Origin of the sequence: Longivirga aurantiaca, assembly GCF_042660085.1 — a bacterium.
Classification (GTDB): domain Bacteria; phylum Actinomycetota; class Actinomycetes; order S36-B12; family CAIYMF01; genus Longivirga; species Longivirga aurantiaca.
On record NZ_JBHSTI010000008.1, the window covers coordinates 479,623 to 505,586 of the forward strand.

The window sequence follows — 25,964 nt, forward strand, 5'->3', positions numbered from 1 at the left end:
CCGACGGGAAACGCTGTGCCGTCCGCAGGCGCGGCAATGCTGTTGACGCGGGAGCCGGATGCGGGTGTGGTGGATCCCGAGCTCCTTCCGGAGCGTGCCGGGAGGAGGGATCGTGGACGACCCCGCCCGTCTCGAGGAGACGGACGACGTGGAGGTCGACCCGCCGGTGGGCGGCGCGGTCCCTTCGGGCGACGACCCTCCGCCGAACTGGGTGCGCGACGCGACGCTGTTCCTGGCCGGGCAGACGGCGTCGCTCTTCGGGTCGTCGCTGGTGCAGTACGCGATCATGTGGCACCTGACCCTGACGACGCAGTCCGGGCTCGTCCTCATGGGCGCGACCATCGCCGGCTTCCTTCCGCAAGCGGTGGTGTCGGTGTTCGCCGGGGTGTGGGCAGACCGGCACAACCGCAAGCTGATCGTGATGGGTGCGGACGCGGTCATCGCCCTGACCACCCTGGGCCTCGTCGTGCTGCTGCTGCGCGGCGTCGAGGACCTGTGGCTGATCTTCCTGACGCTCGCGATCCGCTCGGTCGGCGCCGGCGTGCAGACCCCTGCCGTGAGCGCGCTCATCCCGCAGATCGTGCCCGCGGCCAGCCTCATGCGGGTCAACGGCATCAACACCAGCATCCAGTCGGGGTCGATGCTGCTCTCGCCGGCGGTGGCGGCCTGGCTGTACGCCTCCTTCGACCTCGTCGCCGTGCTCATGGTCGACGTCGTGACGGCGCTGATCGGCATCGGACTGGTGCTGCTCGTCCCCGTCCCGGCGATCGCCCGGAGCGCCGTGGCCATGGGCTACCTGGACGACCTCAAGGCGGGGCTGGGCTACGTCAGGACCCACACGCTCGTGCGCCGGGTGCTCGTCTTCTACGCGATCATCTTCGTGCTCGTCGTCCCGCCGTCGTACCTGACGCCGCTGCTGGTGGTGCGAACGTTCGGCGACGAGGTCTGGAAGCTCACGGCGAACGAGCTCGCGTTCAGCATCGGGATGGTCGTGGGCGGCGCCTTCCTCGCGTGGTGGGGCGGCACACGCGACCGCATCGCGATGCTCGTCGGCGCCTCGATCGGGGTGGGCGTGCTGAGCATCGCCCTCGGCCTCGCCCCGTACCTCTGGATCTTCCTCGTGTTCATGTTCCTGGTCGGTGTGTGCATCCCGTTCTTCTGGACCACCTCGACCACGCTGCTGCAGGAGACGGTCGAGAACGACTTCCAGGGCCGGGTCTTCGGCCTGCTCGGGATCGTGATGGCGCTCGCGATGCCGTTCGGCATGCTGGTCTTCGGGCCGCTCAGCGACGTGGTGAGCGTCCAGGCGCTCCTGGTCGGCGGAGGCGTGCTGACGATCCTCGTGGGGATCGTCGTGGCCACCCGCAGCCCCGTCTCGGAGGAGTCGCACGCGGCGAGTGCGTGAGCCCGGGCGGTCGTGCCGGCCGACGTCCGGTTGGATGTGCGCATGACCGAGGCCGGCGAGGTGCGCGCGAACGCCGTGTCCCGGCCGCCGGGCACCGACATCGCGCTCATGGCGGTCGCGGTCACGGCCATCTCGACGTCCGGCCCGATCATCGCCGCGATGGCGGCCCCGGCCCTCGCCATCGCCTTCTGGCGCGGCGTCTTCGGCGGCGGTCTCACCCTGCTGTGGGCCCTCGTGCGGCAGCGGGCGGAGCTGTTCGCCCTCAGCGGCAGCTCGCGGCGGTGGACCGTGATCGCGGGGCTGCTCCTGGGTGCGCACTTCGCGACCTGGGTGCCGAGCCTGCGCTTCACCTCGGTGGCGGCGTCCACCGCCCTGGTGGCGACGCAGCCCGTGTGGGCGGCGCTCATGGCCCGGGCGCAGGGTGCCCACGTCGCGCGGCAGGCCTGGGTGGGCATCGGGGTCTCGCTGCTCGGCATCCTCGTGCTCACGGGCATCGACTTCTCGATCAACCCCATGGCCCTCGTGGGCGACCTTCTCGCCCTCGCCGGCGCCGTGCTGGCCGCGGCCTACGTCACGGCAGGGGAGAAGGCACGCCAGACGGTCTCGACGCCCGTCTACACCGGCGTCGCCTACGTGGTCTCGTCGCTGGCGATCCTGCCGCTGTGCCTGCTCCTGGGTGCGTCGCTCACCGGCTACTCCGCCCGCGACTGGTGGCTCCTCGTGGCGCTCACGGCCGGTGCCCAGCTGCTCGGCCACACGCTCATCAACCGGGTGCTCAAGACCACCTCGGCCACCGTGACCAGCCTGGCGATCCTGTTCGAGATGCCGGGTGCCACCCTCATCGCGGCTGTCTGGCTCGGACAGGTGCCGCCGCTCGCGATCCTGCCCGCGCTCGTCCTGCTCTTCGCAGGCCTCGTGCTGGTGATCCGCTCGGGCGACCGGCGGGTGCTCTCCGAGTCGCCCCCGGTCTGAGTTACCGATCACTCACCCCCGTCGCGCGCGGAGGTACATATCGCTCGTAGCGTGGCCTCCATGAGCTACCCCGCCCGCGTTCTGCGATCCCGCCGTTCGAACCTGGCCGTGCCCGGTTCCTCGCCGAAGATGCTGGAGAAGGCCAAGGGCCTGCCGGCAGACCAGGTGTTCATGGACATCGAGGACGCGGTCGCACCCCTCGCGAAGCCTGATGCCCGCAAGAACATCGTCGCCGCTCTCAACGAGGGCGGGTACGACGGCAAGGTGCGCACGGTCCGCGTGAACGACTGGACGACGCACTGGACCTACCGCGACGTCGTCGAGGTGGTCGAGAACGCCGGCCAGAACCTCGACTGCATCATGCTGCCCAAGGTGCAGACGGCCGAGCAGGTCGTCGCGCTGGACCTGCTGCTGACGCAGATCGAGAAGACGATGGGCTTCGAGGTCGGCCGGATCGGCATCGAGGCGCAGATCGAGAACGCGCTGGGCCTCACCAACGTCAACGCGATCGCCGCCGCCAGCCAGCGCGTCGAGACGATCATCTTCGGCCCGGCCGACTTCATGGCCTCGATCAACATGAAGTCGCTGGTGGTCGGCGAGCAGCCGCAGGGCTACGACGTCGGCGACGCCTACCACTACATCCTCATGCAGATCCTCATGGCGGCCCGGGCGTACGACAAGCTCGCGATCGACGGGCCGTACCTGCAGATCAAGGACGTCGAGGGCTACAAGCGCGTCGCGGGCCGTTCCGCTGCGCTGGGCTTCGACGGCAAGTGGGTGCTGCACCCCGGCCAGGTCGACGCCGCCAACGAGGTCTACTCGCCGCGGCAGGAGGACTACGACCACGCCGAGCTGATCCTCGACGCGTACGACTACTACACCTCCGCCGAGGGCGGCGCCCGCGGAGCGGTGATGCTCGGCGACGAGATGATCGACGAGGCCAGCCGCAAGATGGCGCTGGTGATCTCGGCCAAGGGGCGCGCGGCCGGCATGGCCCGCACGCAGTCGTTCGAAGCACCGGAGGCGTGAGATGGCCCGCCTGGCCCAGACCGAGGACCTGACCGAGATCCAGTCGGAGATCCTGACCGCTGTCCGCGAGTTCGTGGACAAGGAGATCATCCCGGTCGCGCAGGAGCTCGAGCACGCCGACGAGTACCCGTCGGCCATCGTCGAGCAGATGAAGGAGATGGGGATCTTCGGGCTGATGATCCCCGAGGAGTACGGCGGCCTCGGCGAGAGCCTGCTGACCTACGCGCTGTGCGTCGAGGAGATCGCGCGCGGCTGGATGTCGGTCAGCGGCATCATCAACACGCACTTCATCGTCGCCTACATGGTGATGCAGCACGGCACCGAGGAGCAGAAGGCGCACTACCTGCCGCGGATGGCGACGGGCGAGGTGCGGGGCTCGTTCTCGATGTCGGAGCCGCACTGCGGCAGCGACGTCGCGGCGATCCGCTCCAAGGCGGTGCGCGACGGCGACGAGTTCGTCCTCACCGGCCAGAAGATGTGGCTGACCAACGGCGGCTCCTCCACGCTGACCGCGGTGCTGGTGCGCACCGACGGCGAGGCCGAGGAGGGCTCGAGCGTCTACAAGAAGATGACGACGTTCCTGGTCGAGAAGCCCGCCGGCTTCGGCGAGGTCCGCCCCGGGCTCACCATCCCCGGGAAGATCGACAAGATGGGCTACAAGGGCGTCGACACCACCGAGCTCGTCATGGACGGCCTGCGCCTGCCCGAGACCGCGATCCTGGGCGGCGCACCGGGCCGCGGCTTCTACCAGATGATGGACGGCGTCGAGGTGGGCCGCGTCAACGTGGCGGCCCGCGGCTGCGGCATCGCGATCCGCGCGTTCGAGCTCGGCATCGACTACGCCCAGCAGCGCCAGACGTTCGGCAAGCAGATCGCCGACCACCAGGCCGTGCTGTTCCGCCTCGCCGACATGGCCGTCAAGGTCGAGGCCGCGCACAAGATGATGGTCGCCGCCGCCCGCAAGAAGGACTCGGGCGAGCGCAACGACCTCGAGGCCGGCATGGCGAAGTACCTCGCGTCCGAGACGGCCAAGGAGGTCGTGGAGGACTCGTTCCGCATCCACGGCGGCTACGGCTACGCCAAGGAGTACGAGATCGAGCGCCTCTACCGCGAGGCCCCGATGCTGCTCATCGGCGAGGGCACCGCGGACATCCAGCGCATGATCATCGGACGCCGCCTCCTCGAGGACTACAGGCGCGCCTAGCCCCTGCACGCTCGCTTCTGGGGCCCCGGGCCGCCGACGGTTCGGGGGCCGTGGCAGTTCCTTCCGGGAAGTAGGGTCGGACCATGAGCAGAACCTCGAGGGACCCGATCGGCGCCGACGTCACCAAGCGCCCTGTGCTGGCGTCGTACGACGATTACCTCGACGCGCAGAAGGCCGTCGACACGTTGTCCGACAAGGGCTTCCCGGTGCAGAACGTGGCGATCGTGGGCGTCGACGTGCGGATCGTCGAGGCGGTGCTGGGGCGCATGTCGTGGGGCAAGGCGGCGACGTCTGGCCTGTTCTCGGGAGCCTGGTTCGGCGGACTCATCGGCCTGTTCATCGCGCTGTTCGGCACCGCCAACGGCGAGGTGCTGCCGCTGTTCGGCCTCGGCGTCCTGTACGGCGCCGCCGCGGGCATCGTCTTCGGCATGGTGTCGTACGCGTTCACCGGCGGGAAGCGCGACTTCGTCTCGCGCCAGCAGCTGCAGGCGCAGCGGTACGACGTCCTCTGCGAGCAGGCGGTGCTCGGCGAGGCGCGCAAGGTCCTGGGGCTCGGCGTCACCTGGCCGCCGCCGCTGCCCGCCGACCAGCCTGCCGACCAGCCTGCCGCGAGCGACGAGCAGGCGTGATCCGGGCGGGCCGGTGACCAGCGATCCCGCAGGGTTCGAGGGCCGCAGCGGCCTCGCCGCGCAGTTCGCCCGGCAGGCGCGCGACTGCGCCGACATCGGCTCCGGCGTGTATGCGGACATCTGCCGCTCCGCGTCGTTGGAGCTCGCGTCGGGCGGACCACTGGCCGCGCTGCTCCAGCCCTGGTCCGACGCGCGCGACGGCGACCTCATCCCCCTGCGGGTGCTCGCAGCTGCGCACCGGCTCGTGCTCGAGCGGGAGGCGCCCGCCCTCGCGCTGTGGTTCCCGTCCGTCGGGGGGACGGCCCCGGTCGACGGGGCAGGCCGCGGCTCCTGCTACGAGGCCTGGCAGGAGGCGTTGCGGGACAACGCATCCCGCCTTCCTGTGCTGCTCTCCTCGCCGCCCCAGACGAACGAGCCCGCCCGCTCTGCGGCGTTCACGGGAGCGTTCTCGATCGTGTCGGAGGCGTATCGGCTCCCGCTCCACGTGCACGAGGTAGGCGCCTCCGCCGGCCTCAACCTGCTGGCCGACCGGGTGCGGATCACGTGGCTCGGCGGCGCGCGGGGGCCGCAGGGCTCGCCGCTCGTTCTCGAGGACGTATGGACCGGCGACCCGCTTCCCCCGGACGTCGCGCCCGACATCGTGGCGCGGGTGGCCGTCGACCTCGCGCCCGTCGACGTCACCACGACCGAGGGGCGCCTGCACCTGACGTCGTTCGTGTGGCCCGACCAGACCGAGCGGTTCGAGCGGCTGCGCGCGGCGTACGAGCTCGCGGCCACCGTGCCCGTCGAGCTCGTGCGGGCCGACGTCGTCGACCACCTGCGGTCGCTCGAGCCCGTGCCCGGCCGGGTGCTCGTCGTCGCGCACTCGACGACATGGATCTACCTCGACGAGCCCGCGCGCGCCGCCGCCGAGGTCGCATTCCAGCAGCTCGCCTCCCATGCCGGGCCCGAGGCGCCGGTGGTGCACCTGTCGCGCGAGCCGCACGCCCTCGACGAGCGGGCCGGTCTCGACTTCGACCTCATCCTCCGCTGCTGGCCTGCGCCGCTCCACGGTCCGCTCGCAGCCTTCCCTGCGGGCACGTCGCTGCTGGTCGGGTGCACGAGCGCCCACGGCCTCCCGGTGCGCTGGCAGCCTCCGACCGAGACGGCGATCACCGCCCTCTGACCGCAGCGGGTCAGGGGACGAGACCCCAGGTGCGGAGAGCGGTGAGGACCCCGGGGGCCATGAGGCCGTCGGTGTCGAGGGCTACGACCTCGGCGACGTCGAACCAGCGGGCGTCGGCCGCATCGTCGCCCGCCACCGCCTCCGGCTGCGCTCCGTCGTCGTGCCGAGGCGCGCAGAGGTAGTCGGCGATCACGTAGATGCCGCCGGACGGCGCATCGCGCTCGACCGTGCCGACGAGCCTCCCCACCGCCACGCGGACCCCGGTCTCCTCGAGCACCTCGCGGGCGCAGCCCTCCTCGGGGCTCTCGCCGTCCTCGAGCCGTCCGCCGGGGATCGACCACAGCCCGAGGCTCGGCTGCTGGCCGCGCTGCACGAGGAGCAGCTTCCCGGCGTCGACGACGATCCCGCCGACACAGGGGATGCGCGGTGTCTCGTGGCTCACGAGCACCAGTCTGGCGGTTGACTCCGGGCGCCGTCGGGGCCACCGTGCTCGGCAGAAGGCCGTCGGCGCCCGGGCCGCGGCCGCGCGGAAGAGGCTGCTGATGCCCGAACCCGTGTGCGTGCGCTGCGGCGGCCCCGTGGGGCTCACGGTCGACGTGCCCGCCTGGCACTGCCCGACCCACGGCGAGGTCGAACCTCTGCACGCGCCCCTGCCGGCCGAGCACTACCACCTGCGCGACGTCGCGTCCTCGTCCGCTGTGCCCGTGTGGATCCCGCTGCCGCTGCCCGTCGGCTGGGCGGTGTCCGGCGTACGGCGTACCGGCGGCACGGGCCCGGCGCGAGCCGTCGCGGTCTCGTACACCGGCCCCGGGCTCGCCGCACGCACCGCCGAGATGGTGATCGTGGCGGAGGAGCCCGGCGTGGGACTCGGCGCGCAGTACGCCGGCATCGTCGGCACCGACCCCGGCCCGGAGATCACCGGCCTGCCGCGCGACACGGCGGTGACGGCGGGCGGGCATCCGACCTCGCTCTGGTCGCTGCCGGTGTCGGACCGGTCGGCGTACGTCGGCGAGGCAGCCGGCTGCTGGCTCTGGATCATCACCTGGCCCGTGACCGAGTGGATGGTCGTGCACGACGGCCTGGCGCTGCACGACCTGCGGGTCGTGGACATCCGCACCCGCCTCGGCGAGGTGCCCGTCAGCGCGCTCACCCCGCGCCTGTCCCTCGACCCCCCTCGCTGACACTGATCGATCCGTCTTACCGGCACCGGGAAGCGACGGATCGATCGGTGCGAGCGAGACGGGTGACCGTAGGGTGTGCGCGTGTCGTCGTGGTTGGACCTCAAGCTCCTGGCCTCGGTCTACCTCACGCTGTTCGTGATCATGGACCCGCCGGGCATCATCCCGATCTTCCTGGCGCTCACCGCGCGCCGCGGCAAGGCGGCGATGGCCAAGCTCGCCGCGCAGGCGGCGCTCACCTCGTTCGCGGTCATCACGGCGTTCGCGCTCTTCGGCGAGCGGATCCTCGCGTTCCTCGGGATCTCGCTCCCGGCGCTGCAGGCGTCCGGCGGGCTGCTGCTGCTGATCGTCGCCCTCGAGCTGCTCACCGGGAAGACTGACGAGCCCACCGAGGTCGACGACGTCAACGTGGCGATGGTGCCGCTCGGTACGCCGTTGCTCGCCGGCCCCGGTGCGATCGTGGCCACGATCCTGTTCGTGCGGCAGTCCGACACCACTGCCGAGATCACCGCGCTGGTGCTCGGCATCGTCGCGATCCACGTGACCATCTACCTCGTGATGCGCTACTCGGTGTTCCTCGCGAACATCCTCAAGCCCACCGGGATCCTGGTGCTCACGCGCATCGCCGGCCTGCTGCTGGCCGCCATCGCGGTCGAGCTCGTCGCCGCCGGCGTCTTCGGCTTCATCGACGCCAACGCCGCATGAGCGACGACGGCGCCCTCACCTTCGACGGCATGCCCACGCGGCTGTGGTCGTGCACGCCGACCAAGCTCGACACCTGGCTCTCCTGCCCGCGCCGGTTCCGGTTCGCGTACCTGGACCGCAGGCCCAAGGGCCTGCCGTGGGCGCACAACAGCGTCGGCTCGTCGGTGCACAACGCGCTCCGCGACTGGTGGCTGCTGCCCGTGGAGCGGCGTACGCCGGGGGCTGCCACCGACCTCGTGACGCGCAACTTCCTGACCGACGGGTTCCGCGACGACGCGCAGATCCGCGAGTGGCGCGAGCGCGCCGCCGCGATGACGTCGTCGTACGTCGCCCACCTCGACCCGGACGACGAGCCCGCCGGGGTCGAGCGCACGGTGTCGACCACGACGCACGGCATGGCGCTGTCGGGCCGGGTCGACCGCATCGACCGCCGCGCGAGCGACGACGGCGCCGACGAGCTCGTCATCGTCGACTACAAGACCGGACGCCGTCCGCTCACCGACGACGACGCGCGCTCGTCGCTCGCGCTGGCGGTCTACGTCGTCGCGGCGAGCCGCACGCTGCGCCGACGCTCGCGCCGGGTCGAGCTGCACCACCTGCCCACGGGAACCGTTGCGGCGCACGACCACACGCCGGAGTCGATCGAGCGGCACCTGACGCGGGCGGGCGACATCGCAGCCGAGGCCAGCACCGCCGAGACCGTCTGGAAGGACCGGCTCGCGTCCCGCGCCGAGGACGCCGCGGCCGGCGACGCCGACGCGGTCGAGGCGATCGACGCGCACTTCCCGCCGAGCCCCGGGCCGTCGTGCTCGTGGTGCGACTACCGCCGCTGGTGCCCGAGCGGCCGCGACGCGTCGTCCGAGATCGCGCCCTGGTCGGGGCTCGCCGACTCGGCCTAGCGCTGGCGGCGCTGTCGAGCGGCACGCCGAGGTGTCACCGCCCCGGCCGGGGCCTCCTGCCGCTGGGCGGTTGCGGGCGCCGTCCGCCACCACGCGACGACGAGCCGGAGGGCCCAGGCACGAGGCGCCGCAGTGACTCCGGGAGCTCGCGCCAGTCGTCCGGCTCGAGCCACACGTGCTCGACCGTGCTGGCCCACACCCGGTCGGTGCGGCAGCGCTCGGCGATGAGGTCGGCGTAGTCCTCGGGGTGGTCGCTCAGCAGGTCCTCGATCGGGCCGGCGGCGACGTAGACGCGGTGCGCGTGGTCGGCGTCGGGATCGTGGAGCATCTCGTCCAGCACCTCGATCGGGAGGCTGCCGTCGAGCACCGCACGGTTGACCGTCTCCCACGCCCACCAGTGGTCGGTGTCGGCACGACGGCGGTCGTTCGCACTGCCCCGGCTGAGCTCGTCGAACATGCGGTAGGACCACACGACCTCGTCCACCTGCTCGGCACTCCACATCACGGGTCGATCCTTCCCGACGGAGCCGTGCGTGGCGAGAGCCGCCCCGAGGTGCCGTGACGGAGGCCTGCCCGGAAGATGGGCGCGTCGGGGTGAGGGTCATCCCGGCGCAGGAGGCCACGGCATGGGTGTGTTCACAGAGCAGGAGACCGACTACCTGCGCTCGCAGCGGATGGCCCGGATCGCGACGGCGTCGGCCACGGGTGCGCCCGACGTCGCCGCCGTCACGTTCGGGCTCGACGGCGACACGATCGTCACGGGGGGCTTCGACATCTCGCGGACGGTGCGCTACCGGTTCCTGCTCGCCAACCCGCGCGCGGTCCTGGTCGTGGATGACCTCGCCACGGTCGATCCGTGGGCGCCGCGTGGCGTGAAGGTGCGTGGTGCCGCGGTGATCGAGGACCGCGACGGTCGCCAGCAGATCCGCATCACGCCCGAGGTCATCTGGACGTGGGGCCTCGATCAGGAAGGGCCGAGCCGCTTCCTCGGGGTGCAGCGCCGGGACGCCTGACATCGCCGCCCGCGAGCGCGATGAGACGCGTCAGCGAGCGATGTCGGACAGCTCGGTGAGGAGCGCGTCGAGCGCATCGGCCGTGGCGCGCGGTGCCTCGGCCGCGGGGGAGTGGCCGGTGTCGGGCACGACGACGACGCGCGCGCCGACGGCCGAGGCGACGCGCTCCTGCTCGTCGGTGCTCCAGGCGTCGTCGTCCGGCCCGTACACCACGGCCACCTGCAGGTGACCGTCGCGGGCGAGCGCCGCGAGCTCGTCGGTGCGGTCGGGCGTTCCGAGCAGGATGCCGGCGGCCGCGCGCAGCTGGTACGGATTCGTCGCGAGGAAGCGCTCGCGCAGGAATGCCGCGACCTCCGGCGGCGGTGCCGGGACACCGGCCTCGCGGTCCTGCGACTCGCGTACGTCGAAGATCACCGACAGCGGGACGTGCGGCAGCGCGGCGTGCAGCGCGCCGAGGCCCTCGTGGTGCTGCGGCGGGAGCTGCGACGGCCCGGAGCAGAGCAGCGTGAGCGACCGGAAGGGGGCACCGCCGGAGGTGAGCACGGCCTCGCGGGAGACGAGCCCGCCGAAGGAGTGCCCCACCAGGTGCACGGGCTCGCCGATCCCGTCGACCACCTCGAGCAGGTCTCGGGCGAGCGAGGCCAGGGAGTAGGCCGCCTCGTCGTCGGGCCCGGCCGACTCGTGCTGCCCGCGCTGGTCGAACGTGACGACGGCCCACCCATGGTGGGCGAGGGGCTCCAGGACCGCGACGAAGTCCTCCTTCGAGCCGGTGAACCCGGGGACCAGGACGACGGTCCCGCGGTGCTTGGTTCCCTCCTCCGGCTCGATCCGCCAGCCGGCCAGGGGGCCGCGGGACGTCGTGAGCGTCACACGGCGGGCGTTGGGCGGCAGGTCGAGGAACGGCGGGGTGCTCACAAGCGGCAGACTACGGTCCGACAGCGGGGCTGCGGAGTGCCGGTCGGCTCATGCGCCGCCGAGCGCGCGCCGTACGACGGAGGGAGGGGTCATGACACGCACCGTCGCGGTGGCGAGCCAGAAGGGCGGCGTCGGGAAGACGACGACCGTGGCCTCGCTCGGCGTCGCGCTCTCCGACCTCGGCGACGAGGTGCTGCTGGTGGACCTCGACCCGCAGGCCTGCCTGACGTTCTCCCTCGGCATCGACCCCGAGGACCTCACGCTCTCGATCCACGACGTGCTCGCCGGCTCGGTGCGGGCCCGCGAGGTGGTCACCGCCACCGAGGACGGCGTCGACCTGCTGCCCGCCTCGATCGAGCTCGCCCGCACCGAGGCCACGCTGCTCACCAGCGGACGGCGCGAGCACACGCTCGACGACGCGCTCGCCGAGCTGCGCGGCCACTACGACTGGATCCTGCTCGACTGCCCGCCGACCCTCGGCATCCTCACCGTCAACGCGCTCACCGCAGCCGATGACGTGATCGTGCCGCTGCAGTGCGAGACCCTCGCGCACCGGGGCGTGGGCCAGCTCGTCGAGACCGTCCGCGACGTCATGCGCACCACGAACCCGCGGCTGCGCATCAGCGGCATCCTCCCGACGATGTACGACGGCCGCACGGGCCACGCCCGCGCCGTGCTCGCCGACGTCGTCGAGCGGTACGACGTACCCGTGCTCGAACCCCCCGTGCCGCGCTCGGTGCGCTTCGCCGAGGCGCCCGCGATCGGTCGGTCGGTGCTCGCGACCTCGCCGCACCTGCGCGGCTCCGACGCCTACCGCGTGCACGCCGCCCGCATGCACGCCGAGCTCACCCGCTCGTGATGGGAAGGATTGTTCGGCTCTATGGGATGAAGGCGACCATCATCCAATAGAGCCGTACAAACCGTCCCTTCATCAAGACCGTGGGTGCGCTCAGAGAAGTACGAAGGCCCCACCCGTGAGGGTGGGGCCTTCGTCGTACGGGTGGTGACTACTCGGCTGCGGCAGCCTCGGTGGATGCGCCCTCGGGCGAGCCGCCCTCGGACTTGCCGCGACCGCGGCCGCCCCGGCGACGGCGACGGCGCGGGGCGCCGCCCTCGGCACCGCCGTCGGAGTCGCTCGCCTCGGAGGCCGGAGCCCCTTCGCTGCTCGCCGGCGTGACGGCCTTCTCGGCCGAGGGCGTGCCGGCCGTGCCCTCGGTGGACGAGCCCCCGCCGCGGGTGCGGCTCCGCTGGCGCGGCTCGCGACGCGCGCGCGGCTCGGCGGCAGCGCCCTCGCCCTCGGCAGCGCCTTCGCCCTCGGGGCTCGGGTCGCGGTCGGCCCTGGGCCGGTCGTTGCGGTCCGAGCGGCCCTTGCCGTCTCGGCTGCCGTCGCGCCCGCTCTTGCCGTGCTTGTCGTCGCGTCCCTTGGGGCCCGACTTGTTGCGGCGGCCGGCGGACGCGCCGGTCTCGCCGAGGTCCTCGATCACCTCGGCGTCGAGGCCCTCGCGGGTGCGCGCCGACTTCGGCAGGCGGCCCTTGGTGCCCTCGGGGATGCCGAGGCCGGTGTAGAGGTGCGGGCTCGACGAGTAGGTCTCGATGGGCTCCTCGAACGGGAGGCCGAGCGCCTGGGCGATCATCTTCCAGCGGTGCAGGTCGTCCCAGTCGACCATCGTGATCGCGACGCCGGAGTTGCCCGCCCGACCGGTGCGGCCGATGCGGTGGAGGTACATCTTCTCGTCCTCCGGGCACTCCCAGTTGATCACGTGGGTGACGTCGGCGACGTCGATACCTCGGGCCGCGACATCGGTGGCGACGAGGACGTCGACCTTGCCGTTGCGGAACGCGCGCAGCGCCTGCTCGCGGGCGCCCTGGCCGAGGTCACCGTGCACGGCGGCAGCGGCGAAGCCGCGCTCGACGAGGTCGTCGGCCACGCGCTGCGCGTTGCGCTTGGTGCGGCAGAAGATCATCGTGAGGCCGCGTCCGTCGGCCTGCAGGATGCGGCCGAGCAGCTCGGGCTTGTCGAGGTTGTGGGCGCGCCACACGTGCTGCTCGATCGCGTCGACGGTGGAGTTCTCGTCGTCCGGGTTGATCGCGCGGATGTGCGTGGGCTGGCTCATGTAGCGGCGGGCCAGGGCGATGATCGAGCCCGGCATCGTGGCCGAGAACAGCATCGTCTGGCGCACCGGCGAGACCTGGGCGACGAGGCGCTCGACGTCGGGCAGGAAGCCCATGTCGAGCATCTCGTCGGCCTCGTCGAGGACGAGCGTCTTCACCTGGCCGAGCTTGAGGTGGCCCTGCTTCATGAGGTCGATGAGACGGCCGGGGGTGCCGACGACGACCTCGATGCCCTTCTCGAGCGCCTCGACCTGCGGCTCGTACGAGCGACCGCCGTAGACGCAGAGCACGCGGACGCCGCGCATGCGGCCCGCCTTCTGCAGGTCGCTGGCGACCTGGATGCCGAGCTCGCGGGTGGGGACGATGACGAGGGCCTGGGGGCGGCCCTTGACCTTGTCGTCCTGCTCGTCGAAGCCCTCGTCGGCCGGGGCGATGAGGCGCTGCAGCGCCGGGATGCCGAAGCCGAGGGTCTTGCCGGTTCCGGTCTTCGCCTGGCCGATGATGTCGGTGCCGGCGAGGGCCATCGGGAGCGTGAGCTCCTGGATGGGGAAGGCGGTGATGATGCCGTCGGCCGCGAGGGCCTCGACGGTCGCGGGGTGGACGCCGAGCTCGGCGAAGGTCTTGGGCTCGGCAGGGGCGTGGGCCTCGACGTCCGCAGGGGCGTCCGGCTCGATGCTGCTCATGGTCATGCGGTGGCGGTCTCCGTGATCGGGCCGCGGCGGGGCACAGGTCGCACGGTCGCGACGCGCGCCCGGCGAGTGCACGGTCCCGCGGGTCGGCAGCGTGCGCGCGACGCCTCACGGGACCCTGCCGCACGCTCCTCGAGGACGAGGAGGCCGTCGGCGGGCTGGTCACGGATGGAGTGATGGCAACGGCCGTGACCGGAAAGGACGCCTCAGTCTACCGCTCGGAGCACCGCAACCCGACCTCCGCGTGGCGGCTGGGCCCGCGAGGCGGCCCGGAGCCGCGTACGCTCCGCCCGTGAGCGACGAGAACCTGCACCTGGTCGGCGACGACGAGCACCCCGCGACGCCCGCGTCGGCGCTCGTGGACGACCCGCAGTACCGGGCCGGAGTGGTCGATCTCCTCGGGGTGCTCGCGTACACCGAGCTCGTGGCGTTCGAGCGCCTGGCGGCCGACGCCGCGCTCGCGCCGTCCATCTCGGACGAGGCCGCGCTGGCGTTCATGGCGACCGCCGAGATCCGGCACTTCACCCGGCTCGTCGAGCGGCTCTCGGACCTCGGGGTCGACCCGTGGGAGGCGATGGCGCCGTTCCAGGAGCCGCTCGCGGAGTTCCACGCGCAGACCGCACCCAGCGACTGGCTCGAGAGCCTCGTCAAGGCGTACGTCGGGGACGGGATCGCCACCGACTTCTACCGCGAGGTCGCCTCGCTGCTCGACGACGACTCGCGCTCGCTCGTGCTCGAGGTGTGCAGCGACACGGGCCACGCGAACTTCGCGGTGGCCACGGTGCGGGCGGCGATCGTGGCCGACCCGCGGCTGTCCGGCCGCCTCGCGCTCTGGGGACGCCGACTGGTCGGCGAGGCCATGCAGCAGGCCCAGCGCGTGGCCGCGGAGCGCGACGGCCTCTCGTCGCTGCTCGTCGGCGACGTCGATCGCGCGGGTTTCGGCCTCTCCGGACTGGGCGAGATGTTCAACCGCCTCACCGAGGCCCACACCCAGCGGATGGCCACGCTGGGGCTGCAGGCCTGACCCGCCAGGGGTCAGTTGTTGCCGAAGCCGATGCGGCCGCGCTCGGTGGCGCCGATCTCGGCGTAGGCGATCTTGTCGCCGGGCACGACCACGGTCTTGCCCTTCTCGTCCGAGAGGGTCAGCGGGGTGCCCTTGTCGATCGCGGCGGACACGAGGGCCACGACCTCCTCCTGCGTCTGCGCGCTCTCGAGCACGACCTCGCGGGCGGCCTGCTGCACGCCGATCTTGACCTCCACCGCGGAGCCTCCTGGCTAGTTCGAGCATGAGTGCTTGCCGCGACCCTAACCGGGCGGGGGCGGTCGCTGCTTCCCCAGGGTGCCCGCGTACGCCGTGGGCGTAGAAGACCGGCGTCAGGCCGGGGGGTGCGACAGGGGGAAGTTCGAGATGCCGCGCCAGCCGAGGCTGCCGACCAGGCGTGCTGCCTCGGACTTCGGGATGCGGCCGGTCTCGCGGAGCCAGTGCCGCGCCGCGGTCTGCGCCATCCCGGTGAGTCCGGCGGCGAGCAGCATGGCCTCGGCCGCGGTGAGGCCGGTGTCCTCGGCGATCACGCGCGAGAGGGCCTCCGCGCACGAGTCGTTGACACGGTCGACCCGGGCCCGCACGGCCGCCTCGTTGGTGAGGTCGGACTCGAAGATGAGGCGGAACGCGCCGCCCGGGTCGTCGACGAAGTCGAAGTACGCCGCGACCGTCGCCGACACGCGGAGCTTGTTGTCGGTCGTGGAGGCCAGCGCGGCGTCCAGCGCGGCGAGGAGCGCGTCGGACGACTGGTCGAGCAGGGCGAGGTAGAGCTCGAGCTTGCCGGGGAAGTGCTGGTAGAGCACCGGCTTGCTGACCCCTGCGGCCTCGGCGATGTCGTCCATCGCGGCCGCGTGGTAGCCCTGGGCGACGAACACCTCGCGCGCGGCCTCGAGGAGCTGCGCCCGGCGCTCGCGACGCGGCAGGCGCTGACCACGGGACGAGGCTCGACCGTCCGACACGACTGACATGCGGGGGATCCTACCGATCGGTAATCCCCCCGGGGGGTTTCCCTCGCACGTGCTGCGCCGCAGAGCCGCTGCCGGTCCGGCGACCGGGGCCCGGTCGCGGCAGGCGTGCGCGCTGTGACACGGGGTCAGAACTGGCTCAGGGTGGCGCACCCACCGCGCAACAATGCCGCTGCGTCCCTACGGTGAAGGACGTGCACAAGGAGGCCCGCGACGTCGCCCCGGCCCGTGCGGTCGAAGAGGCGCTCCGTGTCCTGCCCGGGGTGCTCGAGGCCTCGGTCTCGGTCGGGCTCGCGGACGACCAGGGCACGGAGGTGCACCTCGTCCTCGGCGACGACGGCGACCAGGCAGCGGTCGCCCACGCCGTCCACCGCATGCTGCAGCTCCAGTACGGCGTCGGGCTCGACCACGACGGCGTCGAGCTCGTGATGGACGTGACCGATGCAGCGGTCGCCCAGCCGCCCGGAGAGCCAGCCGGCGGCGCGGTGGGGGGCGCCTCGGCCGACGTGCTCGACCTCGGGGTCGAGATCGACGGCCTGCTCGCCCAGCTCGACCGCCGGTCCGGCCGGTCGTTCGAGGCGGACGTGCTCTCCGCTGCCGTGCGCCACCCGGCCGGTGCGACCCCCGTGCCCGAGCCGCGCGCCGCAGACCGGGCCACGGACGAGGGCGCCGAGGTGCGGCTCTCCGTCACGCGGCTGTCGATCGTCGTCGACCGCCAGCGCGCCCATGCCGCCGTGACCCTCCGAGGGCCCGCTGGCGAGGTGCGCGGCACCGCCGACGCCGCCAGCGCCGACTCCGCGGTGCTCGAGGCGGTCGCGCTCGCCACGCTGCGGGCCCTCGCGAGCCTGCGTATCTGCGGCGACGAGTTCGGCGTGATCGCGGTGTCGACCCCGCACGTGGGCGACGTCGACGTCGCCGTCGTGCAGGTCGAGTGCCGCCGCCACCTCGGCACCGACCGCCTCACCGGCGCCTCGGAGGTGCGTGACGACGTCCATCGCGCGGTGATCCGCGCGACGCTCGACGCCGTGAACCGCCGCCTGCGCCTGCTCACCCTGGCCCCCTGAAGGGCGTGCGCGGCCCGGTCCGCCGTGAGTCGCCGTCCGCGGTTGCCTACGCTCGGACCATGACCGGGATGTCGCAGGAACTGCCGCGCACCGCCGACGACCTCCTCGCCGCGATGCTGCCGCCGTGGCCGCGGCGGGACGTGGTGCTCAGCAACGGGACCTTCTCCGTGCGAGAGGCGCCGCCGCTCGACCCGTCGACCGCGGAGCCGGCGCTGTTCGTGCACGGCCTCGGTGGCAGCGCCACCAACTGGACCGACCTCATGGCTCTCCTGCGCGATCGGCTCGATGGTGTCGCGGTGGAGCTGCCCGGCTTCGGATGGTCGCCGCCGCCGCGCGACGGCGACTGGACGCCGAAGCGCAGCGCCGAGTCGCTCGCCGAGCTCATCGAGGTGCGCTTCGAGGGTCGCCCCGTCCACCTCTTCGGCAACTCGATGGGCGGGGCCGTCGCGGTGCAGCTCGCGGCCCGCCGCCCCGACCTCGTGCGCACGCTGACCCTCATCAGCCCGGCGCTCCCGAAGACCGGCGTGCGCCGCTCCAACGCGCACCTGCCCGTCATCGCGGTGCCGGGCATCGGCACCCGGCTGATGAACCGCTACCTCCAGCTCGAACCGCACCGCCGCGCCCGCGCGACCGTCGACGTCTGCTTCGCCGACCCCAGCTCGGTGCCCGAGACACGGATGCTGGAGGCGGTCGCGGAGGTCAAGCGGCGCGACCAGCTGCCCTACGTCGCCGACGCGTTCCTGCAGTCGCTGAGGGGCCTCCTCGCGACGTACCTCGACCGCAGCCCCGAGAAGCCGTGGAAGCTGGCCGAGACGATCACCTGCCCGACGCTGCTGGTGTACGGCCGGCGCGACAAGCTGGTCGACCCGATCCACGCGCACACCAAGGCGTTCCCCGACGTCCGCGTGGTGGTGCTGCCGCACGCCGGCCACGTCTCCCAGATCGAGCAGCCCGTCCTCGTCATGGAGGCCTTCCGCCACCTGCTCTAGCCCGGTGGAGGTTCGCGATGAAGGGGGCCTTCGTTGCTAAGAGCGCGACAAAGTCGGCCTTCATCGCAGACGTCGTCCCCGGGGAGGGTGTGTCCGGGCGGGTGTCCCGGGCGCGTGGCGCAGGCCGGGAGGTGGGGAGTTCGGTCTAGACCATTTCCGGGTCATCGGCGGGAGGGGCCGGTACCGTTTGGCCCGTGACTGAGCCGGTGTCCCGCGCCCTGCCCGCCCGTGCCCGCATCGTCGTCATCGGGGGAGGCGTCGGCGGCAGCTCGGTGGCCTACCACCTCGCCCTGGCCGGCGAGCGCGACGTCGTCGTGCTCGACCGCCACGAGCTCACGAGCGGGTCGACGTTCCACTCGGCCGGGCTCGTGGGCCAGCTGAGGTCGGACCCGACGCTGACGGCGATGAACCGCTACAGCGTCGAGCTCTACCGCTCGCTGCAGGCCGGTGACAACCCGCCAGGCTGGGTCGAGTGCGGCTCGATCCGGCTCGCGTCGTCGAAGGAGCGGTGGGAGGAGATCTCGCGGCAGGCCGGATGGGCGGCGACGTCGGGCCTCGAGCTCCAGCAGATCTCGGCGTCCGAGGCGCAGGAGCTGTTCCCGCTCATGGTCACCGACGGGGTCGTGGGCGCGGCGTACCTGCCGACCGACGGCCAGGTCGACCCTTCCCAGCTCACCTACTCGCTCGCGGCCGGTGCCCGTGCGATGGGCGTGCAGTTCCACACGCACACAAGGGTTCTCGGCATCGACACCGAGGGGGCGGGTCTGCGCAGGCGCGTGACGCGCGTGCGCACGGACAAGGGCGACGTCGAGTGCGAGCTCGTCGTCGACTGCGGCGGCATGTTCGCCGCCGAGATCGCACGCATGGTCGGCGTACGCGTGCCGATCGTGCCGATGAGCCACCAGTACGTCGTGACCGAGGCGATGTTCGAGCACCGCGAGACGCCGCTGCCGTCGCTGCGCGACCCGGATCTGCTCGTCTACTACCGCCAGGAGGTCGACGGCCTGGTCATGGGCGGGTACGAGCGCCAGTCGCTCCCGTGGACCGCGTCGGCCTCCTCGTACGACCGCATCCCGGCCGACTTCAACGGCCGGCTGCTGAGCCCCGACCACGACCGCTTCGTCGAGATCAGCGAGAACGCCGTGGTGCGCGTGCCCTCCATCGCCGACGTCGGCATCCGCTCGTTCATCAACGGGCCGGAGGCGTTCACGCCCGACAACGAGTTCTGCCTGGGGCCGACCGACGTCGGCGGCTTCTTCGTCGCGGCCGGCTTCTGCGCGCACGGCATCGCCGGGGCGGGCGGCATCGGCAAGGTCATGGCCGAGTGGGTGCTCGAGGGCGCGCCGCCGATGGACCTCTGGCACATGGATGTACGCCGGTTCGGCCAGTCGTACCGCTCGCCGTCGTACACCCTCGCCCGCACGGTCGAGAACTACGAGAGCTACTACGACATCCGCTACCCCGCTCACGAGCGGACCGCGGGCCGGCCGTTGCGCACGTCGCCGGCGTACTCCTGGCACGCCGCCCACGGGGCGTCGTTCGGCGAGAAGTCCGGCTGGGAGCGCGTGAACCACTACGACCCGAACGCCGTCGACGCCGACGAGCAGTGGCGTCCCGACGGCTGGGCCGGGCGGCACTGGTCGCCCGCGGTCGTGGCCGAGCACCGCGCGACGCGCGAGGGCGTCGTGATGTTCGACGAGACGTCGTTCGCCAAGATCGAGGTCAGCGGCCCCGACGCCGCGCGCCTGCTGCAGTGGGTCTGCGACAACGACGTCGCACGCGGCCCGGGCACGGTCACCTACACGCAGGCTCTCAACGCCAGCGGCGGCATCGAGTGCGACTTCACCGTGACGCAGCTCGACGCGCAGGTGTTCCTGATCGTCACCGGTACGGCGTTCGCGAACCACGACGCCGCCTGGATCCGGACGCAGGCACGGCATCTGGAGGCCGATGTCCGGATCACCGACGTCACCGGGGCCTGGGCCTGCTTCGGGATCTGGGGGCCGAAGACGCGCGAGGTGCTCGCTGCCCTCACGCCGCAGAGCCTGGAGAACGACGACTTCCCGTTCCTCGCCATGCGCGAGACGACCGTCGGCGACGTGCCCGTGCGGATGGTTCGGGTGACGTTCGTGGGCGAGCTGGGGTGGGAGCTGTACTGCCCCGCGGAGTACGGCGCGAACCTCTGGCGCACCGTGTGGGAGGCCGGGGGGTCGCACGGGATCGTGGCGGGCGGCTACCGCGCGATCGACTCGCTGCGGCTCGAGAAGGGCTACCGGGTCTGGGGCGCCGACATCGATCCCGCGCACTCGCCGTACGAGGCCGGTCTCGGCTTCTGCGTGCGGCTCGGCAAGGAGGGCGGGTTCCTCGGGCGCGACGCGCTCGTCGCGCAGAAGGAGGCCGGCGTGACGCAGCGCCTCGCCTGCCTCGTGCTCGACGGCACCAAGGCGGTGGCGCTCGGCAACGAGCCCGTGCGCCTGCCGGACGGCGACGTGCTCGGGCGCATCACGAGCGGCGGCCTGGGCTACTCCCTCGGGGCCTCGATCGCGTTCGTCTACCTGCCCGTGGGGCGCGACGGCGGCACCGACCTCACGGCCGACGGCACGCGCCTGCAGGTCGGCATCTTCGGGGAGTGGGTCGGCGCAACCGTCCGCACCGACCCGCTCTACGACCCCCGCAGCGAGCGAGTCCGCGCCTGACCGGTCAGGTGAGGGCGCGCAGGGTGGTGGGGGCGTCGGGCGTACGGCGGACGAGGAACGAGACGCGGTCGGGGCGGAACAGATCGCGCGCGTGCTCGACCGCGACGCCGTCGGCGTCGCGGGCGGTGCGCTCGACCAGCATGAGCGGTGTGCCCACCTCGACACCGAGCGCCGCGGCGCTGTCGAGGTCGGCGAGCGTGGGGGAGAGGTGCTCGTCGGCCGACACCGGCGGGCGGCCGTAGCGGCTGCGCAGCACGCCGTACATCGACCCGGAGAGCGAGTGGTCGGTGAGGCCGGGGAACAGCCGGGCGGGGAACCACGAGCACTCCAGCGCAAGCGGTACGCCGTTCGCGGAGCGCACGCGCACGACCTCGTACGCCTGCGCGCGTGCGGCCAGGCCGAGCGACGCCGCGACCCCGGCCGCGGGGACCAGCCGACGAGCGGTGAGGACCCGGGCGCCCGCCCTTCGCCCCGCACGTCGTACCTGGTCGGTGAGACCGGACAGGCGGGTGAGGTCGACCTCGACGCGGGGCTCGGCGATGAATGCGCCGCCCGCGCGTCCGGCGACACGGACGAGCTCGCCGGAGGTCTCGAGCTCGGCAAGGGCCTGGCGCAGGGTCATCCGGCTCACGCCGAGGATGCCGGCGAGATCGCGCTCACCCGGGAGCCGGCGTCCGGGAAGGAGGTCGCCGCGCGAGATCGCCGCGCGCAGCCACGCGGCGATCTGCACGTGCATCGGCTCGGAGGAGCCGCGGTCGATCACCAGCGGCGCCAGCGGCAGGTCGGTGGTCATGGTCCCCCCGGACGGACGTGTGTGCCGAGAGAGGGCGGCAGCCGCTGCGGCTGCCGCCCTCTCCTTCTGGTGCAGTGACTAGGCCTTGTCCTCGGGGTGGTGCTTCTGGTGCTCACCCGTCAGGTAGCCGTCGTGGTGGTGCTCGAGCGCGATCTCGTCAGCCGAGGTCACACCCTCGGGCAGGTCGATCGTGTTCTTCGGGCCGGTGAACCACTTCTTGGCCGAGAGGTGCCAGCCGATCCACAGCGCCAGGAGCGATCCGAACAGCAGGATCGGCGCGTAGTTGACGAACTTCCACTCGAAGGCCTCGTTGCCCGGAGTGCCTGCCGGGGTGACCGGGAGGATGAAGTAGATCGAGATGATGACGATCTCGAGCACCGCGATCGGTGCCATCCACTTCCACTTGTTCCCGAGGTTCCACGCGCCCTGCTTGAACTTGTCGCCCATCCGCCACCTCAGGAAGATCGGGATGGCGAAGGCGACGTACAGGCCGATGACCGCGACCGATACGACGGCGTAGAACGCCGTCGGCACGATGATCGGGGCGTCCGGGGTGCCGATGTTGACCTCGATGAGAGCCGGCAGCGTGATGAGGACGGCGACGATCGAGGAGATGATGACCGCGTTGACGGGCACCTTGTTCTTCGACAGCGTCGCCCACCGCGAGGCTCCGGGGACCGCGCCGTCGCGGCTGAACGCGAAGAGCATGCGGGACGTGCTGGTCATGCAGGCGACGGAGCAGAAGAACTGCCCGATCGCCGCGATGAAGAGCACGGTGCCGGCCCACTGGCTGCTGAGGGCCTGGTTGAAGATGACCGCCACACCGCCACCGCCAGCCGTGACCGCGTCGATGTCCTGGACGGCGAACACGAAGGCGAGGAGCAGCACGTAGCCGCCGATCGCGGAGTAGAAGATCGAGCGCCAGATGCCCTTGGCGGCGCCGTCTGCGGCGCCCTGGGTCTCCTCCGAGAGGTGGGCCGAGGCGTCGAACCCGGTGATCGTGTACTGGGTCAGCAGGAAGCCGAGCGGGAGGACGTAGAACCAGAAGAGCAGGCCGTCCGTCTCGCCGCCGTTGAGGCCGCCGGAGTTGTTGACGCGGGTCGTGAAGACCTCGTTGACGGACAGGTGCGAGTCCGGCAGGAAGATGAGGATCAGGACGACGACCGCGGCACCGACGACGTGCCACCAGACGGACACGTTGTTGATGAGCGCGAGCAGCTGGCTCGACAGCGCGTTGACGACGCCGACGAGCAGAAGGACGACCAGGAACATGATGAACACGCGCTGCAGCGAGTAGCCCGCTGCCCACGACTCGCTCACCGTGCTCAGCGCGAGGTCGATGAAGGTGGCGCAGCCGTAGGCGACCGACGCGATGACCGCGATGAGGCCGATCAGGTTGAGCCAGCCCGTGTAGTAGCCGGCCTTGGGTCCGCCGAGCTTGGCCGCCCACCAGTAGATGCCGCCCGAGGTCGGGTAGGCCGACACCAGCTCCGACATGCAGAAGCCGATGATGAGGATGAAGGCCGAGATGACCGGCCAGCCCCAGGAGATGGCGATGGGGCCACCGTTGTTCCACGCGACGCCGAACGTCGTGAAGCAGCCCGCCAGGATCGAGATGATCGAGAACGAGATGGCGAAGTTGCTGAACCCTGACCAGGTGCGGTTGAGCTCCTGCTTGTAGCCCAGTTCGGCGAGAAGCTTCTCGTCGTCGGTGAGCTTCGATGTATCAGTCACGCGTCCCCTCCTTCGGGAACCCCTGTTGTCGGTCGTCGGCGGCGCCGTGACCTTGTTCGGAGTGTGTCCTTCGTGCGCTACGGGTGTGCCGCGACACGCGCAAGACGGTGTCGCGGGTCTGCTGGTCTGTCCGGTGGTTGCTCCGTCAGGCGGAGGTACGCACCTCCTCCAGCAGGCGGCCGAAGTCCGGTCCGTCGAACTCCTCCACCGCCCTGTCGTACTTCTCCATCCCCCACGCCCAGAAGTCGAAGTCCAGGTCGCTCGTGCCGTCCTGGATCGAGGCCCACAGCATCCAGCCGTACTTGCTCATGAGCCCCCACAGGCGCGCCCGGGCCGTCAGCGCGCGGGAGGGCTCTCCGACGTACGCCGTCACCAGCCGCTCGAGGTCGTCCGGGGTGCCGGTCGCCTCGCTCCAGAGGTTGCCCACCTCGAAGAACGGGTCGTTGTTGCCGGAGTACTCGTAGTCGATGAGCCACACCCGGTCACCGGTGTCGATGACGTTGGCGGCGAGCAGGTCGTTGTTGCACGGCACCGTCGGCACCGGTCGCACGGCGAGGGCGTCGGCGATCGCCGACGCGTGGTCGGCGAAGTCGAGGTAGCGGTCGGGGAGGCGGAAGCCGCGCTCCTGGCAGAGGGCGAGGTACTGCGGCTGCAGGCGGAGCATGTCGAAGTCGTTCGCGAACCGCGGCCCGGCGTGCAGCATGCGCAGCGCCTCGGCCGCACGCGGTGCGTTCTGCGGCTCCAGGACGTCGGACGGTGACCAGGTCGACCCGTCGACGAAGCGGACGACGAGCACACTGACCTCTGGCGCGAACGCGATCACGTCGGGTGCCGCGCCCGACGCGGCCGCGGCCACGCTGTTGGCGTGCTCGGCGTCCCGGTCGATCGCCAGCAGGGCGCTCTCGGGGGAGGAGAGGCGGGCCACGAACACACCCTCGGGCGTGGTGACCTTCAGGTTGCGGTTGGTGAGGCCGCCGGACAGGTCGGACACCTCCGTGCGGGAGGCGAGCGCGGGCACGGCGTCGAGGCGCGCGAGCATCGCCTCGGTCACCGTGTCGGGCCCGGCGTCGGGCACGGATTCCTCCTCGGGGTCGACCGCTCGTGAGCAGCGGTCGTGTGCGTATCCACCGACGACGCTCGACGCTGAGACTCCGGGGTGGACGGGTCCGGAGCGTAGACCCGGCACGGCGACGTCCGGGGGGTTTTCGGTCTAGACCGATCCAGGTCGGCGTTTCGGGTTCCCGGCAGGCCCCGGACGCGGCAGGGTAGGCACACCCCGTCCAGGAGGACCACGCATGAGCACCAGCAGCTCGGGCGCCGCCGGCGCACCGCTCTCCCTCGACCAGCTCAAGGCCGAGGTGGCCGACGGCCGCATCGACACCGTCATCGTCGGGATCACCGACATGCAGGGCCGCCTTCAGGGCAAGCGCGTGCATGCGCCGTACTTCGTCGAGTACGTGCTCCCGCACGGCACCGAGGGCTGCAACTACCTGCTCGCCGTCGACGTCGACATGAACACCGTCGAGGGCTACGCGATGTCGAGCTGGACGTCGGGCTACGGCGACTTCGTCATGGCGCACGACCTGGCGACCCTGCGCCGTGTGCCGTGGCACCCCGCGACCGCGATGGTGCAGGCCGACGTCCACTGGCTCGACGGGCGCGAGGTGGCGGCGTCGCCGCGCCAGGTGCTCAAGCGCCAGCTCGCCCGCCTGGCCGACGCCGGCATGGGCGCCTTCGTGGGCACCGAGCTCGAGTTCATCCTGTTCAACGACACGTACGAGGACGCATGGGCCCGCGGCTACCGCGACATGCACCCGTCGAACCAGTACAACGTCGACTACTCCATCATCGGCACGTCGCGCGTCGAGCCGCTGCTGCGCCGCATCCGTCTGGCGATGGCCGAGGCCGGGCTGCAGGTCGAGAGCGCCAAGGGCGAGTGCAACTTCGGCCAGCACGAGATCGCGTTCCTCTACGAGGACGCGCTCACCACGTGCGACAACCACGTCGTCTACAAGACGGCGGCGAAGGAGATCGCGGCCCAGGAGGGCTACGCCCTCACGTTCATGGCGAAGTACAACGAGCGCGAGGGCAACTCCTGCCACATCCACCTGTCGTTCCGCGGCCTCGACGGCTCGCTCGTGATGTCGGACGAGTCCGACACCGAGCACGGGATGTCCGACGTCGGTCGCTCGTTCATCGCAGGTCAGGCGGCGCACCTGCGCGAGCTGTCGCTGCTCTACGCGCCCAACATCAACTCGTACAAGCGCTTCTCGGCAGGCTCGTTCGCACCGACCTCGATCGAGTGGGGTCGCGACAACCGCACCTGCGCGCTGCGCCTCGTCGGCCGCAAGGCCGGCCTCCGCCTCGAGAACCGCATCCCGGGCGGCGATGTGAATCCGTACCTCGCCGTCGCCGCGATGATCGCCGCCGGCCTCGACGGGATCGAGAAGGGCCTCGAGCTGAAGCCGGAGTTCACCGGCAACGCGTACGAGTCCGGCGGCGCGAAGGCGCCGACCTCGCTCGGTGAGGCCGTCGGTCTCTGGTCCGGCTCGGAGTGGGTGGCGGAGACCTTCGGCGAGGACGTGCAGGAGCACTACGCCAACATGGGCCGCATCGAGCTCGACGCGTTCGGCCGTGCCATCACCGACTGGGAGCGCTACCGCGGCTTCGAGCGCCTCTAGCCGCCGCCCACGATCACGACCCCGCCCATGATCACGACTACGGGTCACCGAGAGCAGTTGAACTGCACTCTTTGACCCTGAGGGA

Annotated in this window: 25 protein-coding genes; 16 read left to right on the forward strand and 9 right to left on the reverse strand. The window is 71.7% G+C overall.

Annotated elements, in window-relative coordinates; translation table 11 throughout:
* Positions 1-112: 112 nt before the first annotated feature.
* From ACFQGU_RS06220 to ACFQGU_RS06245, 6 genes are all read left to right on the forward strand, one after another.
* The gene (locus ACFQGU_RS06220) at positions 113-1,405 is read left to right on the forward strand and encodes an MFS transporter (protein ID WP_386764784.1); all 1,293 of its coding nucleotides are present in this window, start codon (positions 113-115) and stop codon (positions 1,403-1,405) included.
* Positions 1,406-1,447: 42 nt separating this feature from the next.
* The gene (locus ACFQGU_RS06225) at positions 1,448-2,377 is read left to right on the forward strand and encodes a DMT family transporter (protein ID WP_386764786.1); all 930 of its coding nucleotides are present in this window, start codon (positions 1,448-1,450) and stop codon (positions 2,375-2,377) included.
* A 60-nt stretch (positions 2,378-2,437) separates the two neighbouring features.
* The gene (locus ACFQGU_RS06230) at positions 2,438-3,406 is read left to right on the forward strand and encodes an HpcH/HpaI aldolase/citrate lyase family protein (protein ID WP_386764788.1); all 969 of its coding nucleotides are present in this window, start codon (positions 2,438-2,440) and stop codon (positions 3,404-3,406) included.
* Between the two features lies 1 nt (position 3,407).
* The gene (locus ACFQGU_RS06235) at positions 3,408-4,610 is read left to right on the forward strand and encodes an acyl-CoA dehydrogenase family protein (protein WP_386764789.1); all 1,203 of its coding nucleotides are present in this window, start codon (positions 3,408-3,410) and stop codon (positions 4,608-4,610) included.
* A gap of 83 nt (positions 4,611-4,693) precedes the next feature.
* A complete protein-coding gene (locus ACFQGU_RS06240) occupies positions 4,694-5,239 on the forward strand; it encodes a general stress protein (RefSeq protein WP_386764791.1) in 546 nt (181 codons plus the stop codon).
* Positions 5,240-5,252: 13 nt separating this feature from the next.
* On the forward strand, positions 5,253-6,404 hold the full coding sequence (locus ACFQGU_RS06245; protein ID WP_386764793.1) for a DUF2332 domain-containing protein: 1,152 nt from the start codon (positions 5,253-5,255) through the stop codon (positions 6,402-6,404).
* Positions 6,405-6,414: 10 nt separating this feature from the next.
* Here the strand turns inward: ACFQGU_RS06245 and ACFQGU_RS06250 are convergent, their stop codons facing one another.
* The gene (locus ACFQGU_RS06250; protein ID WP_386764795.1) at positions 6,415-6,846 is read right to left on the reverse strand and encodes an NUDIX domain-containing protein; all 432 of its coding nucleotides are present in this window, start codon (positions 6,844-6,846) and stop codon (positions 6,415-6,417) included.
* 100 nt (positions 6,847-6,946) lie between these two features.
* Here ACFQGU_RS06250 and ACFQGU_RS06255 point away from each other — a divergent pair, with 100 nt between their 5' ends.
* The 3 genes from ACFQGU_RS06255 (at position 6,947) to ACFQGU_RS06265 (ending at position 9,186) form a co-directional block, all read left to right on the forward strand.
* Positions 6,947-7,585, forward strand: coding sequence for a DUF6758 family protein (locus ACFQGU_RS06255; protein ID WP_386764797.1), 639 nt, complete (start codon positions 6,947-6,949; stop codon positions 7,583-7,585).
* 75 nt (positions 7,586-7,660) lie between these two features.
* A complete protein-coding gene (locus ACFQGU_RS06260) occupies positions 7,661-8,287 on the forward strand; it encodes a MarC family protein (protein ID WP_386764799.1) in 627 nt (208 codons plus the stop codon).
* The gene (locus ACFQGU_RS06265; protein ID WP_386764801.1) at positions 8,284-9,186 is read left to right on the forward strand and encodes a RecB family exonuclease; all 903 of its coding nucleotides are present in this window, start codon (positions 8,284-8,286) and stop codon (positions 9,184-9,186) included. The genes ACFQGU_RS06260 and ACFQGU_RS06265 overlap by 4 nt, the downstream gene beginning before the upstream one ends.
* 34 nt (positions 9,187-9,220) lie before the next feature.
* Here the strand turns inward: ACFQGU_RS06265 and ACFQGU_RS06270 are convergent, their stop codons facing one another.
* Positions 9,221-9,688, reverse strand: coding sequence for a DUF6869 domain-containing protein (locus ACFQGU_RS06270; RefSeq protein WP_386768180.1), 468 nt, complete (start codon positions 9,686-9,688; stop codon positions 9,221-9,223).
* A 124-nt stretch (positions 9,689-9,812) separates the two neighbouring features.
* Here ACFQGU_RS06270 and ACFQGU_RS06275 point away from each other — a divergent pair, with 124 nt between their 5' ends.
* Positions 9,813-10,199: a PPOX class F420-dependent oxidoreductase gene (locus tag ACFQGU_RS06275; protein ID WP_386764805.1), complete on the forward strand. Its 387-nt coding sequence runs from the start codon at positions 9,813-9,815 to the stop codon at positions 10,197-10,199.
* A 30-nt stretch (positions 10,200-10,229) separates the two neighbouring features.
* On the opposite strand, the gene ACFQGU_RS06280 is transcribed toward ACFQGU_RS06275, so the two are convergent.
* The gene (locus ACFQGU_RS06280; protein ID WP_386764807.1) at positions 10,230-11,114 is read right to left on the reverse strand and encodes an alpha/beta fold hydrolase; all 885 of its coding nucleotides are present in this window, start codon (positions 11,112-11,114) and stop codon (positions 10,230-10,232) included.
* Positions 11,115-11,205: 91 nt separating this feature from the next.
* Here ACFQGU_RS06280 and ACFQGU_RS06285 point away from each other — a divergent pair, with 91 nt between their 5' ends.
* A complete protein-coding gene (locus ACFQGU_RS06285) occupies positions 11,206-11,973 on the forward strand; it encodes a ParA family protein (protein ID WP_386764809.1) in 768 nt (255 codons plus the stop codon).
* Positions 11,974-12,121: 148 nt separating this feature from the next.
* Here the strand turns inward: ACFQGU_RS06285 and ACFQGU_RS06290 are convergent, their stop codons facing one another.
* On the reverse strand, positions 12,122-13,909 hold the full coding sequence (locus ACFQGU_RS06290; RefSeq protein WP_386764811.1) for a DEAD/DEAH box helicase: 1,788 nt from the start codon (positions 13,907-13,909) through the stop codon (positions 12,122-12,124).
* Positions 13,910-14,222: 313 nt separating this feature from the next.
* Here ACFQGU_RS06290 and ACFQGU_RS06295 point away from each other — a divergent pair, with 313 nt between their 5' ends.
* A complete protein-coding gene (locus ACFQGU_RS06295) occupies positions 14,223-14,939 on the forward strand; it encodes a ferritin-like fold-containing protein (RefSeq protein WP_386768182.1) in 717 nt (238 codons plus the stop codon).
* Between the two features lie 11 nt (positions 14,940-14,950).
* Here the strand turns inward: ACFQGU_RS06295 and ACFQGU_RS06300 are convergent, their stop codons facing one another.
* Complete coding sequence (locus ACFQGU_RS06300; RefSeq protein ID WP_386764813.1) at positions 14,951-15,175, reverse strand: DUF3107 domain-containing protein; 225 nt, start codon at positions 15,173-15,175, stop codon at positions 14,951-14,953.
* 114 nt (positions 15,176-15,289) lie between these two features.
* Positions 15,290-15,925: a TetR/AcrR family transcriptional regulator gene (locus tag ACFQGU_RS06305; protein ID WP_386764815.1), complete on the reverse strand. Its 636-nt coding sequence runs from the start codon at positions 15,923-15,925 to the stop codon at positions 15,290-15,292.
* Between the two features lie 191 nt (positions 15,926-16,116).
* Here ACFQGU_RS06305 and ACFQGU_RS06310 point away from each other — a divergent pair, with 191 nt between their 5' ends.
* From ACFQGU_RS06310 to ACFQGU_RS06320, 3 genes are all read left to right on the forward strand, one after another.
* Positions 16,117-16,986, forward strand: coding sequence for a hypothetical protein (locus ACFQGU_RS06310; RefSeq protein WP_386764817.1), 870 nt, complete (start codon positions 16,117-16,119; stop codon positions 16,984-16,986).
* Between the two features lie 59 nt (positions 16,987-17,045).
* The gene (locus tag ACFQGU_RS06315; RefSeq protein ID WP_386764819.1) at positions 17,046-17,975 is read left to right on the forward strand and encodes an alpha/beta fold hydrolase; all 930 of its coding nucleotides are present in this window, start codon (positions 17,046-17,048) and stop codon (positions 17,973-17,975) included.
* Between the two features lie 194 nt (positions 17,976-18,169).
* Positions 18,170-20,671 carry a GcvT family protein gene (locus tag ACFQGU_RS06320; RefSeq protein WP_386764821.1) on the forward strand — a complete coding sequence of 834 codons (2,502 nt, stop codon included), beginning with the start codon at positions 18,170-18,172 and terminating at the stop codon, positions 20,669-20,671.
* 4 nt (positions 20,672-20,675) lie between these two features.
* Here the strand turns inward: ACFQGU_RS06320 and ACFQGU_RS06325 are convergent, their stop codons facing one another.
* From ACFQGU_RS06325 to ACFQGU_RS06335, 3 genes are all read right to left on the reverse strand, one after another.
* Positions 20,676-21,464 carry a GntR family transcriptional regulator gene (locus ACFQGU_RS06325; protein ID WP_386764823.1) on the reverse strand — a complete coding sequence of 263 codons (789 nt, stop codon included), beginning with the start codon at positions 21,462-21,464 and terminating at the stop codon, positions 20,676-20,678.
* Positions 21,465-21,542: 78 nt separating this feature from the next.
* The gene (locus ACFQGU_RS06330) at positions 21,543-23,198 is read right to left on the reverse strand and encodes an amino acid permease (protein WP_386764825.1); all 1,656 of its coding nucleotides are present in this window, start codon (positions 23,196-23,198) and stop codon (positions 21,543-21,545) included.
* A 145-nt stretch (positions 23,199-23,343) separates the two neighbouring features.
* A complete protein-coding gene (locus tag ACFQGU_RS06335; protein ID WP_386764827.1) occupies positions 23,344-24,273 on the reverse strand; it encodes a phosphotransferase in 930 nt (309 codons plus the stop codon).
* Positions 24,274-24,493: 220 nt separating this feature from the next.
* Here ACFQGU_RS06335 and ACFQGU_RS06340 point away from each other — a divergent pair, with 220 nt between their 5' ends.
* Positions 24,494-25,879 carry a glutamine synthetase family protein gene (locus tag ACFQGU_RS06340; RefSeq protein WP_386764829.1) on the forward strand — a complete coding sequence of 462 codons (1,386 nt, stop codon included), beginning with the start codon at positions 24,494-24,496 and terminating at the stop codon, positions 25,877-25,879.
* The last annotated feature ends 85 nt before the right edge of the window (positions 25,880-25,964 follow it).